14 protein-coding genes are annotated in these 13,795 nt (G+C 71.5%); 6 read left to right on the top strand and 8 right to left on the bottom strand.

Annotated elements, in window-relative coordinates; genetic code table 11:
- Positions 1-28 precede the first annotated feature (28 nt).
- Genes KIK09_RS20460 through KIK09_RS20470 form a run of 3 tightly spaced genes read left to right on the top strand, consistent with a single transcriptional unit; the run spans position 29 to position 4,439 of the window.
- Entirely contained in the window at positions 29-2,941 is a 2,913-nt protein-coding gene (locus KIK09_RS20460) for a BTAD domain-containing putative transcriptional regulator (protein ID WP_214320879.1), read from the top strand.
- Positions 2,938-3,507 (top strand): hypothetical protein, encoded by a 570-nt coding sequence (locus KIK09_RS20465; protein ID WP_214320880.1) that lies wholly within the window; start codon positions 2,938-2,940, stop codon positions 3,505-3,507. Before KIK09_RS20460 ends, KIK09_RS20465 begins: the two co-directional genes overlap by 4 nt.
- Positions 3,504-4,439, top strand: coding sequence for a hypothetical protein (locus KIK09_RS20470; RefSeq protein ID WP_214320881.1), 936 nt, complete (start codon positions 3,504-3,506; stop codon positions 4,437-4,439). The genes KIK09_RS20465 and KIK09_RS20470 overlap by 4 nt, the downstream gene beginning before the upstream one ends.
- Here KIK09_RS20470 and KIK09_RS20475 read toward each other — a convergent pair.
- A complete protein-coding gene (locus tag KIK09_RS20475) occupies positions 4,420-4,611 on the bottom strand; it encodes a hypothetical protein (protein ID WP_214321681.1) in 192 nt (63 codons plus the stop codon). The two genes, KIK09_RS20470 and KIK09_RS20475, sit on opposite strands and share 20 nt — an antisense overlap.
- On the opposite strand from KIK09_RS20475, the gene KIK09_RS20480 reads away from it, so the two are divergent.
- Positions 4,577-5,014 (top strand): response regulator transcription factor, encoded by a 438-nt coding sequence (locus tag KIK09_RS20480; protein ID WP_214320882.1) that lies wholly within the window; start codon positions 4,577-4,579, stop codon positions 5,012-5,014. The two genes, KIK09_RS20475 and KIK09_RS20480, sit on opposite strands and share 35 nt — an antisense overlap.
- On the opposite strand, the gene KIK09_RS20485 is transcribed toward KIK09_RS20480, so the two are convergent.
- The gene (locus KIK09_RS20485) at positions 4,995-5,429 is read right to left on the bottom strand and encodes a MarR family winged helix-turn-helix transcriptional regulator (RefSeq protein WP_214320883.1); all 435 of its coding nucleotides are present in this window, start codon (positions 5,427-5,429) and stop codon (positions 4,995-4,997) included. The two genes, KIK09_RS20480 and KIK09_RS20485, sit on opposite strands and share 20 nt — an antisense overlap.
- 83 nt (positions 5,430-5,512) lie before the next feature.
- On the opposite strand from KIK09_RS20485, the gene KIK09_RS20490 reads away from it, so the two are divergent.
- Entirely contained in the window at positions 5,513-6,673 is a 1,161-nt protein-coding gene (locus KIK09_RS20490) for an MFS transporter (protein WP_214320884.1), read from the top strand.
- Here KIK09_RS20490 and KIK09_RS20495 read toward each other — a convergent pair.
- The 3 genes from KIK09_RS20495 to KIK09_RS20505 form a co-directional block, all read right to left on the bottom strand.
- Positions 6,670-7,179, bottom strand: a complete 510-nt coding sequence (locus tag KIK09_RS20495; protein ID WP_214320885.1) for a methylated-DNA--[protein]-cysteine S-methyltransferase — start codon at positions 7,177-7,179, stop codon at positions 6,670-6,672. The genes KIK09_RS20490 and KIK09_RS20495 overlap by 4 nt on opposite strands.
- Complete coding sequence (locus KIK09_RS20500; protein ID WP_214320886.1) at positions 7,176-8,564, bottom strand: DNA-3-methyladenine glycosylase 2 family protein; 1,389 nt, start codon at positions 8,562-8,564, stop codon at positions 7,176-7,178. The genes KIK09_RS20495 and KIK09_RS20500 overlap by 4 nt, the downstream gene beginning before the upstream one ends.
- Positions 8,565-8,679: 115 nt before the next feature.
- Complete coding sequence (locus KIK09_RS20505) at positions 8,680-9,888, bottom strand: MFS transporter (RefSeq protein ID WP_214320887.1); 1,209 nt, start codon at positions 9,886-9,888, stop codon at positions 8,680-8,682.
- A 46-nt stretch (positions 9,889-9,934) separates the two neighbouring features.
- On the opposite strand from KIK09_RS20505, the gene KIK09_RS20510 reads away from it, so the two are divergent.
- Positions 9,935-10,906, top strand: coding sequence for an ArsR/SmtB family transcription factor (locus KIK09_RS20510; protein ID WP_308164209.1), 972 nt, complete (start codon positions 9,935-9,937; stop codon positions 10,904-10,906).
- On the opposite strand, the gene KIK09_RS20515 is transcribed toward KIK09_RS20510, so the two are convergent.
- From KIK09_RS20515 to KIK09_RS20525, 3 genes are all read right to left on the bottom strand, one after another.
- The gene (locus KIK09_RS20515) at positions 10,880-11,803 is read right to left on the bottom strand and encodes an NYN domain-containing protein (RefSeq protein WP_250573522.1); all 924 of its coding nucleotides are present in this window, start codon (positions 11,801-11,803) and stop codon (positions 10,880-10,882) included. The two genes, KIK09_RS20510 and KIK09_RS20515, sit on opposite strands and share 27 nt — an antisense overlap.
- Before the next feature lie 124 nt (positions 11,804-11,927).
- Positions 11,928-12,128, bottom strand: coding sequence for an acyl-CoA carboxylase subunit epsilon (locus KIK09_RS20520; protein ID WP_214320889.1), 201 nt, complete (start codon positions 12,126-12,128; stop codon positions 11,928-11,930).
- Entirely contained in the window at positions 12,125-13,717 is a 1,593-nt protein-coding gene (locus KIK09_RS20525) for an acyl-CoA carboxylase subunit beta (RefSeq protein WP_214320890.1), read from the bottom strand. The genes KIK09_RS20520 and KIK09_RS20525 overlap by 4 nt, the downstream gene beginning before the upstream one ends.
- Positions 13,718-13,795 lie beyond the last annotated feature (78 nt).

Below are 13,795 nucleotides of genomic sequence, written 5' to 3' on the forward strand. Positions count from 1 at the left end.
GGACGCTGGACGCCAGAAGGGAGAGGCGATGCCCACGCGAGACCCGGCGCGACCCACCAGGCCCGCCAGCTCGGCCCGCGCGGCGGGATCGAAGGCCCCGGTCCGGCCACGGCCCGCGCCGGTCCGGATTCCGGCCAGGCGGACCGTGGGTGACGTGTTCGCGGGGCTGGGTGCGCTGGTGGCGCTCGTCGGGCTCGTGGGCGGCGTGCCGTACCTGCTGTTGCGGTTCGTCGGGCCGCCGCTGTCGGGCGAGCTGCTCGACCTGGACCTGCTCACCAGCAGGGTGGGGCCGAGCACGATCGTCGCGGTGCTGGTGCTGCTGGTGTGGCTGGCCTGGTTCCAGCTGTTCGTGTGCGTGATCGTCGAGGTGTACGCCGGGGTGCGGCGGGTCGGGATGCCCGCCAGGGTGCCGTTCTCCGGCGGGACGCAGGCGCTGGCCAACCGGTTGGTCTCGGCGGTGCTCGTGCTGTTCACCGCGACCGCGGTGGCGGCGCCGATCGCCAGGATGGGCACCGCGCCGCCGGTGCGGGCGCCGATGACGGCGGTGGCGTTCTCGGCGCCGATCGTGGAGCAGGTGCTCGACACGCACAAGACCAAGAAGGTGTACGTGGTGCAGCCGCCGCACGGGCGCCACCACGAGAGCCTGTGGGAGATCGCGGAGAAGTGCCTGGGCGACGGGCGGCGATATCCGGAGATCTACCGGCTCAACCAGCACAAGGAGCAGCCGGACGGCACTCGGCTCAGGATGGCCGATCTGATCAGGCCGGGCTGGGTGCTCGACATGCCGGACGACGCCCGCAACGTACATGTCGTCCCCGCCGCCCAGGCGCGCGCCCAGACCCTCAAGGAGCACCCCACCTCGGGCCACCGGCCGGTCGGCGCCCACCAGGAGTCCAGTGCCCACCAGGAGGTCGGTGCCCCACTCGAGGCCGACCCGCCCGTCGGCACCCGCGCCGAGCCGACCGCCCAGCCCACCCAGGAGCGCCAGGGCACGCAGCCCCAGGCCGGGCAGCCCCAGCAGACGGACGGGAAGCCGCAGCAGGGGGCAAAGGACGCGGAGCAGGACAAACGAGGCCAGGAGACCGCGAAACCCAAGAGCACAGAGCAACAGGCGGAGGAGGCCACCCAGGCCGAAGACAGGAGCCCGGGTCTTGACCTGGTCGACTACCTGGCGGGCGGGTCGCTGGCCGCCGCCGGGCTGCTGCTCGTGCTGGCCAGGCGCCGCCGCGAGCAGTTGTGGCGCCGCGCGTTCGGCCACCGCCTGGTGCGCCCGCGCGACGACGCCGCCAAGGCCGAGGTCGCGCTCAGGCTGGGCGCAGACGCGCCGGGCGCCCGCCTGCTCGACGTCGGACTGCGCATGCTCGGCGCCGAGCTGGCCAAGCAGGACCGCACGCCGCCCACGGTGTACGCCGCCCACCTGTCCCCGCGCCACCTCGACCTGTGGATCCACCCGCCGGATCCCGACCCGCCCACCCCGTGGACCGACCAGGACGGCGGCCAGGTCTGGCGACTGGCCGCGCACGAAGGCCGCCTGCTGGGCGAGGAAAGTCACGGCGCGCCGTACCCGGGGCTGGTGTCGCTGGGCACGGACGCGAGCGGCCGCGTCCTGGTCGACCTGGAGGCGGCGCAGGGACTGATCAACATCCGTGGTCCGCAGACCACCGCGGCGCTGGCGGCGCTGGCCGTGGAGCTGGCCACGAACCGCTGGTCCGACCGCATGCGCATCACGCTGGTCGGCTTCGGCGAGGAGCTGACCGCGATCGCCCCCGACCGGATCAAGGCCGTCGGCAGCCTGGCCGAGGTGCTGCCCGAGCTGGAGGCGACCGCGGCCCCGCGCGAGGAGGTGCTCACCGGACGCGTCAACGGCAGCCCGCGCGACGCGCAGTACCTGCTCAGCGCGGTCGCCCCCACCCAGGACGAGGCCCGTCGCCTGGCCCTGCTGGCCCGCAAGGACACCGCGGGATACGTGGTGACCGGCGAGGTGCCGCACGCCACCTGGACCGTGGAGATCACCGAGGACGGCAAGGCGCGCATCGCCGAGCTGGGCTTCGAGGTGGCGGCGCAGCTGCTGCCGCGCCGCCACTACCGCGCCCTGATCGAGCTGTTCCGTACGGCGGAGCAGCTCGACGGCGAGGCGATCCCCGACGACGAGCCGCTGGAGTCCACCCGCCCGCCGGCGATCGAGATCCGCACCCTGGGCCCGATCGAGGTCGTCGGCGCCGAGGTGCTCGAGGAGGGCAGGCAGGCGCTGGCCACGGAGCTGCTGATCTACCTGGCCACGCATCCGGGAGGCGTGCACCCGGTGGTGCTCGGCGGGGTGCTGTGGCCGCGCGGCGTGCAGGCCATGGTCAGGGACGCCACGATCGCCAGGGTCGCCGACTGGCTGGGCGAGGACGGCGACGGGAACCCGCATCTGTACGCGGACGAGGCGGGCAGGTTGCGCCTCGGGCCGGAGGTCCGTACGGACTGGGCGCTCTTCCGCGAGCTGGTGCGCCGCTCCCACGGCGACGGGACGGCGCGGGCGGTCCTGCTGGAGAGGGCGCTCGGCCTGGTCAGGGGGCCGCTGCTGAGCGGCAGACCGCCGGGCAGGTACGCCTGGCTCGCGGCCGACGAGCTGGAGTACGACGTGGCGGCCGGGGTGGCCGACGCCGCGCACCGGCTGTGCGAGATCAAGCTGGTCCACGGCGACCCCGACGGCGCCGTGGCGGCGATCCGGGCCGCTTTATTGCTGGCGGCCGACGACGAGGGACTGTGGCGGGACCTGCTGCGGGCCACGCACGCCACGGGTGACACGGCCCGGCTGCGGGCCGTGGCGGACGGACTGTCGAGAAGGTCCGCCTCGCATCCTTACGGCGGCGGGATGGCGCCCGAGACCGAGGCACTGATCGACGAGCTGCTGCCGTCGTGGCGCATCCACGTGGTCAGGGAGTCGACGGCATGAGGCGTTCACTGCTCGCGTTCCTGCTGCTCGTCGCGGCCTGCGGCCCGGCGGACAAGCCGTATGCGCCACGGCAGATGCCGACCGAAGCGGTGGCCGTACGGACTCCCCGCACGCAGACGATCAAGGTGGGCGACGATCTGCAGGTGCTGGTCGAGTGGCCCGCGCAGACCGATCCGGTGATGAAGGTGCTCACCGGGTACTACGTGGGTTCCTGGAAGGCGGTCGTGGCGGGCGACGACGGCTATCTGAGCAGGGTCGAGGAGTCCGCCGCGCGCGAGGCCTACGACTGGGTACGCGGGTTCGCCGACGAGAAGCGGTCGGTGAAGGGCACCGCGCGGCTGTACGCGCTGCGGGTCGCCGCGGTCATGGGCGAAGGCGCTCAGATCAACGCATGTGTGGACGAGTCAGGGCTGCGGCTGGTGGCCAGGGACACGGGCGAGGCGGTCGCCCGCCAGCCGTCCTGGACTCGCGCCCCCTACCTCCAGGCCGTGGTGGCGCATCGCGGCGACGACGGTGTGTGGCGGGTCAAGGGATTCCGCCACAGCACAGAAGGGTGCACCCGATGAAGGGGCTGATCTCGCTGCTGACCACGGGCCTGCTGCTGCTCGACCCGGCGGATCCGGGCGGCCCGCGCGGCGACGGCTTCCAGGACGGCCGTACGGCTGGCGTCAAGCTCTCCAACTCCAAGATCGTCATCACCGGCAACGGCGCCAGGGGCGGTACTACTGACGGCTACCAGATCCAGCGCCCGTGCTGGTACGAGCCGGGTCCCGACGCGACGAACATGCTCAAGACGCAGCAGGACGTGCGCGACTACTGGTTCCGCATGCACCCCGACGGCAGCGAGGAGGAGTTCCAGAAGTTCCTCAAGCAGTTCAAGGACAAGATCGGCAAGCCGGGACGCTGGTGGACGCCCGCCTACAACGACGCCGACCCCAAGGGCCGGGCCTGCTGGGGCGGCCTCGACCCGTTCGTGTGGGTGCCGCCGGGCACCACGCCGCCCGCCGGGATCACCTTCGAGCAGCTGGCCGAGATCGCCAGGGCCGCGCTCACCGTGCCCCAGCCGACGATCAAGCTCAACCCGGACGCCAGGAGCTACGTGAACCTGCCCACCTGGGTCTGGCTGGACGGCATCGGCCAGCCCCGCCGCTCGGTGACCGCGACGATCCCCGGCGTGATGAGCGCCACGGTGGTCGCCACGCTCGACAGCATCAAGATCGACCCGGGCACGACGCCCGACCGGGCCGAGGTGCGCGGCGACTGCGGCACGTCGGGCAAGCAGTACGTCAAGGGCGGCCAGTTCACCTGCGGCGTGCGGTACCTGCACGCCTCGATCGACTGGCCGCGCCAGGTCTACGTGCTCAAGGTGACCACGGTCTGGCCGGTGCGGGTGGCCGAGCGGGTGGTGCCGTTCCAGTACGCGCCCGTGCAGGTCGACGCGACGCGCGACGTGCCGGTGGGCGAGGTGCAGAGCGACGTCAAGCCCGGCGAGGGGTGAGGCGCCCCCACGGTTTGACCACCGACAGCACCACGATGACCACCAGCGTGAACACGGTGCTCGCCGACCCGGTCAGGAGCCGGTCGCGCACCGCTTCGTAGGCCGGGTTCACGATCGCGGCCAGCCGTACCGCGTCGATGATCCAGCCGCCCATCCACACCGGGAGGAACACCAGCAGAGCCAGGGTGCTGGCGCCGCACGAGGTGGTCGCGCAGGTGGGCGACGTGCCCGCGCTGCTCGAGGCCGTGGCGGTGCACGGGCCCGACCTGGTGGTGACCGACGTGCGGATGCCGCCGGACCAGAGCGACGAGGGGCTGCGGGCGGCGATCGCGCTCAGACGGGTCCTGGCCAGGAACAGGTCGCCGCTGACGCCGCGGGAGCTGGACGTGATGGCGCTGGTGGCCGAGGGGCGCTCCAACGCGGCCATCGCCACGAGCCTGCGCGTGAGCGAGGTGGCCGTCTCCAAGCACATCGGCAACATCTTCGGCAAGCTCGGCCTGCAACCGGCGGCCGACGACAACCGCCGGGTGCTGGCCGTCCTGGCGTATCTGAAGCTCAGCCCGCGAGCGTCTTAGCGAGCTCCGCCAGCTCGGGCACGGTGGCGGCCTCCGCCAGGACCTCGTTGAGCACGGCGTCGTGCGTCGGGCCCGCCCGCTCGAGCAGTTCCCTGCCCGCGGGCGTGACCTCGGAGTAGATGCCGCGCCTGTCGTCCTGGCACAGGTAGCGCCGCAGCAGCCCGCGATTCTCCAGGCGCGTCACCAGCCGCGTGGTCGCGCTCTGGCTCAGCACCACGGCCCTGGCCAGCTGCTGCATCCGCATGTGCCAGCCGTCCTGCCGGTTGAGGACGTCCAGCACGGTGTACTCGCTCACGCTCAGCTCGTGCTCGCGCTGCAGGGCCCGCTCCAGCTGCTCCTCGATCTTGGCGTGCAGGGCCGCGAGCCGCCGCCAGCCCTGCGCGCGCGCCTCGACGGCGTCGTCGGCGATTGGCATGACGTCCACCTTCGTTGTATTGTCCGATAGTCGGCGTGTGCAATTAATGCTCACGCTTGTTAACGTCGTCTGAGGAGTATTCTATGCCTCTCGCCCTGTTCGCCCTGGCGATCAGCGCCTTCGGCATCGGGACCACCGAGTTCATCATCAACGGCCTGTTGCCCGAGCTCGCGGCCGATTTCGGCGTGACGATCCCGGCCGCCGGGCTGCTCGTGTCGGGGTACGCGCTGGGCGTGGCCGTCGGCGGGCCGCCGCTGACCATGCTGGGCAGCCGGTTGTCGCGCAAGACCATGCTGCTGGCGTTGATGGTGCTGTTCATCGCCGGGAACTTGTTGTCGGCCCTGGCGCCCTCGTACGGCGTGCTGATGGTGGGCCGATTCCTGGCGGCCTTCTCGCACGGCGCCTACTTCGGCGTCGGGTCCGTGGTGGCGGCCGAGGTGGTCGCGCCGCAGAAGCGGGCCAGCGCGATCGCCCTGATGTTCACCGGATTGACCCTGGCCAACGTGCTGGGGGTGCCGCTGGGGACGTGGATCGGGCAGTCGTTCGGCTGGCGTGCCACGTTCTGGGTCGTCGTGGTGATCGGCGTGATCGGGCTGGCCGGGGTGCTGGCCCTGGTGCCCGCCGCGCCGCGGCCGTCCTCCGGCGGCGTGCTGAGGGAGCTGGCGACCTTCCGCAAGGGCGGGGTGTGGCTGGCGCTGGGGATGACCGTGTTCGGGTTCGCGCCGGTGTTCGCGATCATCACGTTCATCTCGCCGATCATGACCGGGGTCGCGCACTTCTCCGCGGGCGCCGTGCCGGTGGTGATGGTGCTGTTCGGCATCGGGCTGGTCGTCGGCAACCTGATCGGCGGCAGGCTCGCCGACCGGGCCGTCATGCCCAGCATCTACGTCTCCGTCGCGCTGCTGACGCTATTCGCCGTGGTCATCGCGCTGGTCTCGGCCAGCCAGGTGGCCTTCGTGATCGCGATCACGCTGTTCGGGGTCGCGGCGTTCGCCACGGTGCCGCCGCTGCAGACCCGGGTGCTCGACGCCGCCTCCGGCGCGCCGACGCTGGCCTCGGCGGCCAACATCGGCGCGTTCAACCTGGGCAACGCGATCGGCTCGTTCGTCGCGGGGCTCACGATCGACGCCGGCCTCGGCTACACCGCCCCCGCCTGGACGGCCGCGCTGCTCGGCCTCGCCGGCCTCGCGGTGGCGGGCCTGGCCGGGCTGCAGGCCCGCCGCCACGCCCTGGTCACCGCCTAGGAGCCGGTCCGGCTCGCCGCCTCGTGGGCCAGGAGCCACTCCTTGACCGGCACGCCGTAGTAGTAGCCGCCGAAGCCGCCCGTGCTGGGCAGGACCCGGTGGCAGGGGACGAACGGGGCGATCAGGTTCTGCGCGCACGCGGAGCCCGCCGCCCTGGCGGCCGTCCTGGGCAGTCCCGCCCGCTCCGCCAGCTCGGCGTAGGACACCGTGGTGCCCGCCTTCACCTCGCGCAGCGCCCGGTGGAGCTCCTTGCGGGTGGGCGTGCCCGGCTGGTCGACGGGGAGCTCGTCGATGGCGTCCAGGTCGCCCTGGAAGTAGGCCGTCGTGGCCCTGGACACCTCGCCCAGGTCGTCCACGATCTCCATGCCCTCGGTCTGGAGCTCGGGGGCCAGCCGTACGAACATCTCCTTGGGCTCCTGCGTGAACCCGGCCGCGACCAGCACGCCGTCGCGCACGAGCAGGGAGAGCGGGCCGATCGGGGTCGGCAGGACCTGAGCCTTGATCATGATGAACTCCACAGGTGCAGGGCGGCGTAGGCCCGCCAGGGCCGCCACCGTTCGATGTGATCTCTGGGGATGCCCAGGGCGGCCATGCGCTTGTCGAGCACCAGGTCGCCCGTGGGCCAGGCGTCCGGATCGCGCAGCGCCCTGAGCGCGACGTAGCTGGCGGTCCACGGGCCGATCCCGGGGACCTCGAGCAGCGCCGCCACGGCCTCCGCGGGATCCTGGCCGCCGTCCAGGTCGATCTCGCCTCCGGCGATCCGTCCCGCCAGGTCCCGCATCGTGGCGATGCGCCGGTTCGTCAGCCCGAGCCCGGTGAGGTCGGCCTCGGCCAGCTGCTCCGGCGTGGGGAAGAGCCCGTCGGCGCCCGCCCTGGCGACGATCCTGCCGAGCAGGGTCCTGGCCCCCTTCACGGAGACCTGCTGGCCCACCACCGCACGGACGGCCAGCTCGAACCCGTCGAACGCGCCGGGCACCCGCAGCCCCGGCCGCGCCTCGACCAGCGCCCGCAGCGACGTCTGGCCCAGCTGTTCGGAGATCGCCCCTGGGTCGGCGTCCAGGTCCAGCATGCGACGGCACCTGGCCACGATCCTGGGAAGCTGCCGGGTGTCCGAGATCGAGGCGTCCAGCGCGATGTGCCCGTCCAGCGGCGTGAGCGTGATCGTGCCGCCGGGCACGAGCCGCGTGTAGGAGGACTCGTCGGCCACCTCGAGCCCCGGAATCGCGCGGGAGGCCAGGAACGCGAAGACGCCGCCGGCGTCGTACGGCTCGCGCCTGTTCAACCGCAGCCGGAGCGAGACCTCCTCGGAGTCGTGCCGGGGACCGGCCGTGGCGCGCAGCTCGCTGGGCGTGAAGCCGTACGTCTCGCGCATCGTGGCGTTGAACTGCCTGACGCTGCCGAACCCCGCGGCGAAGGCCACCTCGGTGACCGGCAGCGGCGTCTCGGTGAGCAACTGCTTGGCGAGCAGCAGCCGCTTCGTCCTGGCCACCGCGAGCGGCCCCACGCCGAGCTCGCCGACGAACAGGCGGTGCAGGTGGCGCTCGGTGATGTGCAGCCTGCGCGCCAGCCCGGCCACGCCGTGCTCGTCCGCCGCGCCGTCGTCGATGAGCCGCAGCGCGCGGCCGATGAGGTCGCCCCGCAGGTCCCAGCCGGGATCGCCGGGCGACAGCTCGGGACGGCACCGCTTGCACGGCCGGAACCCGGCCGCCTCCGCCGACGCCGCGTGCCGGTAGAAGCGCACGTTGCGGGACGCCGGGGTGCGGGCCGGGCAGATCGGGCGACAGTAGATGCGCGTCGTCGTCACCGCCGTGTAGAAGCGCCCGTCGAACCGGGCGTCCCGGGCGCTGACCGCCCGGTAGCAGGAGTCGAAGTCGAGCTCTAGTGGTGACATGTGCTCGACGATATGCCGCGGCCGACGACCTTGACTGGCGGGATTCGGACCTTGCCGTGAAAGCGCAGGTGAGCACGTCGAAGCGGGTGACCGGCGGGAATCGGACATCGTCTCGTCACGGTTCCCTGCGCAGCGGCGAGAGCAGGATCGGCACCCAGCTCAGCGCCATGACCACCGCGCCGGTCCACATCGGCACGCGCACGCCGCCCACCTCGCCGAGCAGCCCCGCAAGCAGCCCGCCCAGGCCGAGCGCCCCCGTCAGCAGCAGGCGCATCGTCGCGGTCATCCTGCCCAGCATGCCGTCGGGCGTGACGCGCTGCCGCAGGCTCACCAGCAGCACGTTGTTCACCCCGGTGCGGAACGTCAGCACGAACCACGCGGCCGCCGCGGCCACCAGCCAGCCGCCGCGGTCGAGGAACGGCGTGACGAGCGCCGCGGGCGTCGTGGCCATGCTGACCAGCCACACCGCCCGCCCGGTCCCCAGCCGGCGCCCGATCAGGTGCGCGGCCGACGACCCCGCCAGCACGCCGAGCCCGCCCACCGCGAGGTAGGCCCCGAGGACCCAGGCCGGATACCCCAGTTGCTCGACGATCAGCACGGGCAGCAGCACCGAGCACAGCGGGAACGCCAGGTTCGCCATCGATCCCTGCACGGTCGCCGCCACCAGCACCGGGTTCCCGAACAGGAACCGCACCCCGTCACGGACCCGCCGGTCGCCGGCCGTACCGCCCTCGAGACGAGGCTCGGGGACGCCGCGCAGCCACAGTGCCGACCACAGGTAGGACAGCGCGTCCAGCAGGATCGCCACCGGCGCGCCCGCCACCTGCACCAGCACGCCCGCCAGGCTCCTGCCCGCGATGTCCATCCCCGCGCCCGTCCCCACCAGCAGCGAGTTGGCCCCCGTCAGCCGCGAACGGCCGACGAGCCCGGGCAGCAGGCTGTAGGAGGCCACGTCGAACAGCAGCGTCCCGCCGCCCACCAGCACCGCGGCCGCGTACAGCTGCCCCATCGACAGCCACCCCGCCCACCAGGCCACCGGTACGGTCACCAGCGTCGCGGCCCGCAGTGCGTCCATCCCCACCATCACCGGGCGCCGCCTGACGCGGTCCACCCAGGCGCCGGCGGGCAACCCGAGGACGAGCACGGTCAGCGTCCCGAGCGCGCTGAGCAGCCCGAGCTGGCCTGGACCCGCGTGCAGCGCGGTGACGGCCAGCAGCGGGAGCGCCACGTAGCTGATCTGGCTGCCGAGCTGGCTGACGGCGGCGGCCAGGTAGACGTTGCGGAATCCGGAGTGCCGCAGCAGCGGCGTTTCTACGACGGTCATGCCGTAGACGATCCGAGCAGGCGGGCCGTAGTGCTATTGATTAAGTGTGAAGCGAATCGAGCTGCCCTTCACGCCGCAGGACGTGGCCAACATCCGCTTCGCGATCTCCCCGCTCGGCGAGGTCGTGGCCAGCGTGCGCGTGGTGAAGGACCCGGACGCGCACCCGCTGCTCAAGCCGTGGGCGCACGAGGTCCGCCGGCGCCTGGCCGACGTGGACTGGCGGCTGCTGTCGGCCCTGGTCCCCGTGCCGACGGTGACGATCGCGGGGTTCACCTGCACGCCACCCTCCACCTCGATGCCCGACCTGGAGCTCGAGCTGGCCACGATGCGGGGTGCGGCCGGCAGGGTCAGATCCGACCTGGAGGACGCCCGCGCGACCCACATCCGCGAGCTCTACGACGACCCGGACAGGGGCCTGGAACGCCTGACGGGGGAGGTGTCGGCCTACTGGGAGGCCGCCATGGCGCCCTACTGGCCGCGGATCAGGTCGCTGCTGGAGGGCGAGATCCTCTACCGCGCCCGCCTGCTGGCCGAGGGCGGCGCCCAGCGCATGCTCGCCGACCTGGACGAGGCCATCGACTGGCAGGACGGCCGGCTGACCGTCAGGCACCGGTTCGCCTCGGGCACGCGCAGCCTGCGCGGCCTCGGCCTGCTGCTGATCCCCAGCGTGTTCGTCTGGCCGCGCGTCTTCTCGGTGACGACGCCGCCCTACCAGCCGACGGTCCGCTACCCGGCCCGCGGCATCGCCACGCTCTGGGAACGCCACGACATCGACGTCCCTGAGGCCCTGGCCGCCGTCCTGGGCCACACGCGTGCCCGCCTCCTGGCCGAACTCGACCAACCGGCCTCCACCCAGGCGCTGGCGATGCGCCTGGGCCTGTCGGAACCGGGAACCAGCCAGCACCTCACGGCGCTGCGCCGCGCGGGCCTGTGCACGGCGCACCGGACAGGCCGCTACGTCCTCTACGCCCGCAGCGCCGTCGGGGAGTCGCTACTTGGAGGAAACCCCGACGCCTAGATCGAACTCGCGGTAGACGCGGGCCCAGAAGCCGTCGCGCAGCCACACGCGGGCCTCCGGGTAGGGGCGCAGCGAGTGGCCGAGCTCCTTCTCCGCCTCGATGAGCAGTTCGGTGTCGATGACGGTGGGCAGGATGGGCCCCGGCAGCAGGTCGCGGATGTTGTCGCGGCCGCGGGTGAGGATCCACTTCTGCGCCACGTGCTCGCCCACGTCCTCCACGCGCGGGCGCGACGGCCCGAGCTTGGCCACCTGGCCCGGCTTGACGTGCGGCTTGGCGGGCGCCCGGCCGGCGAAGACCTGCGCGGGCGAGGGCGCCGCGGCGGGCGGGGTGACGGGCACCGGCTGCGGTGCGCGGGAGAAATACGGCCTCAGGAAATCAGCGGAGATCACTTCGACGGTGTCGGACTCCCACACGAGGCGTTCGGCCTGGTTCGTGCCATAAGGCGGCTCGACGCCCCACAGGTGAATGCGGACCCCGTAGGCCTGCGCGGCCTCGACGGCGGGCACCATGTCCTCATCGCCCGCCAGCAGGATCGTGTCGGTCACCGCATGATGCCTGGCCAGCGCCTCAAGATCGCTCCTGATCTGCGCGTCAACGCCTTTCTGCTGGCCACGGGCGTTCAGGTTGCCAAGCCGTACCTTCACCCAGGGCAGCTGGGCGATCACCCGCTGGTCGACGGTGGGCACGCGGTCACGAGCGGCGTCATACCAATAGATCCGCAGAAGTTCGCCAGAAATACGTTCCTCTGCATGTTTCTGTAGACTCTGGATCAGCTCATCGGCGGCCACCCGATATTCCTTGCGCTCCTTGGCGCCGAGCAGCACTTCACCTGCGGCAGCGTACAGATAACCGACATCCACCAGGACGGCGTACTTGGCTGCCACGGGATGCGGCATGAGGTCTGGGATGGCCATGTCGTCCTCCAGGCCGCGGCGTTAGTTGATCGGCCGACTATATACGCCTTCTTTTCTAGATAGTCCCAACTCCCGGGGAGCTTGACACCCGTTTCCTGGGATCTATCTAGGGTAGAGCGCTGATACGCCAAGCCGCCTTCCCCGGAGCGAGTGGCTTACGCATCGATCGGGCCGGGTTTCGCCATGTTTCGGTCTTGCGTACGGCAGGCCGCGGCCGATCGGTCTCGCGCGTGGCGAGCACGGCCACCAGAGCGGCGATCTCCTCCGGTGTGGCGTCCCCTCGGACAATGCGCAAATGCGTGCTCATAGTGGGATGTTGCCATGCTTCTTGGCCGGCAGCGACGCCCGCTTGTTGCGCAGCGCGCGCAGCGCCCTGACGATCTGGCCCCGCGTCTCCGACGGACGGATCACCGCGTCGACGTAGCCGCGCTCGGCCGCGATGTAGGGGTTGGCGAGCGTGTCCTCGTACTCGGTCACCAGGCGGGCCCGCTCGGCGTCCGGGTTCTCGGCGCCCGCGAGCTCGCGCCGGTAGAGGATGTTGACCGCGCCCTGCGCGCCCATCACCGCGATCTGCGCGGTGGGCCAGGCCAGGTTCACGTCCGCGCCGAGGTGCTTGGAGCCCATGACATCGTAGGCCCCGCCGTAGGCCTTGCGGGTGATGACCGTGACCAGCGGAACCGTGGCCTCGGCGTAGGCGTAGAGCAGCTTGGCGCCGCGCCGGATGATTCCGTTCCATTCCTGGTCGGTCCCCGGCAGGAATCCCGGCACATCCACAAATGTCAGGATCGGGATATTGAATGCATCACATGTTCGGATAAATCGTGCTGCCTTCTCGGATGCGTTGATATCGAGGCATCCGGCGAAATGCATCGGCTGGTTGGCCACGACCCCGACCGGCCTGCCGTCCACCCGGCCGTAGCCGACCACGACGTTGGGCGCGAACAGCGCGTGCACCTCGAGGAACTCCCCGTCGTCCAGCACGTGCTCGATGACCTGGTGCATGTCGTAGGGCTGGTTGGCCGAGTCGGGGATGAGCTCGTCCAACTCGGGATCGCGGTCCAGGTCCTCGGCGCTGTCGTAGGCGGGCGCCTCGTCAAGGTTGTTGGAGGGCAGGTAGGACAGCAGCGCCTTGACGTAGTCCAGCGCGTCCTGCTCGTCGGCGGCCTGGTAGTGGGCCACGCCCGACTTGGTGTTGTGCGCGTGCGCGCCGCCCAGCTCCTCGAAGCTGACCTCCTCGCCCGTCACCGTCTTGATGACGTCGGGACCCGTGATGAACATGTGCGAGGTCTGGTCCACCATCACCACGAAGTCGGTCAGCGCGGGGGAGTACACGTGCCCGCCGGCCGCGGCGCCCATGATGAGCGAGATCTGCGGGATGACGCCGGAGGCGTGCACGTTGCGCTTGAAGATCTCGGCGTACAGGCCGAGCGCGACCACGCCCTCCTGGATACGCGCGCCGCCGCCCTCGTTGATCCCGATGATCGGGCAGCCGGTCTTCAGCGCCAGGTCGAGCACCTTGACGATCTTCTCGCCGTACACCTCGCCGAGCGAGCCGCCGAAGACGGTCACGTCCTGTGAGAAGACGCAGACCTGGCGGCCGTCGATCGTGCCGTACCCGGTGATCACGCCGTCGCCGTAGGGGCGGCGCTTCTCCAGCCCGAACATGGTCGAGCGGTGCCGGGCGAACTCGTCGAACTCCACGAACGAGTCCTCGTCCAGCAGCGCGAGCACCCGCTCGCGGGCCGTCATCTTGCCGCGCGCGTGCTGCTTGTCCACCGCCGCCGCGGATCCGGCGTGCGCCGCCTCGTCCAGCCGCCGGGCCAGATCGGCGATCTTTCCTGCGGTGGTGTGGATATCCGGCTCGTCCGGCATAGCCTCAGCAGCAGGCGTGCTCATTGGTCGCTCACCACTCCTCATTCGCTCACTGCGTCGGGTTCGCTCCGTATGCGCGCAAGGTTAACGCGCCTCCTACAG

It is taken from the genome of Nonomuraea sediminis (assembly GCF_018531495.1).
Taxonomy (GTDB): Bacteria; Actinomycetota; Actinomycetes; order Streptosporangiales; family Streptosporangiaceae; genus Nonomuraea; species Nonomuraea sediminis.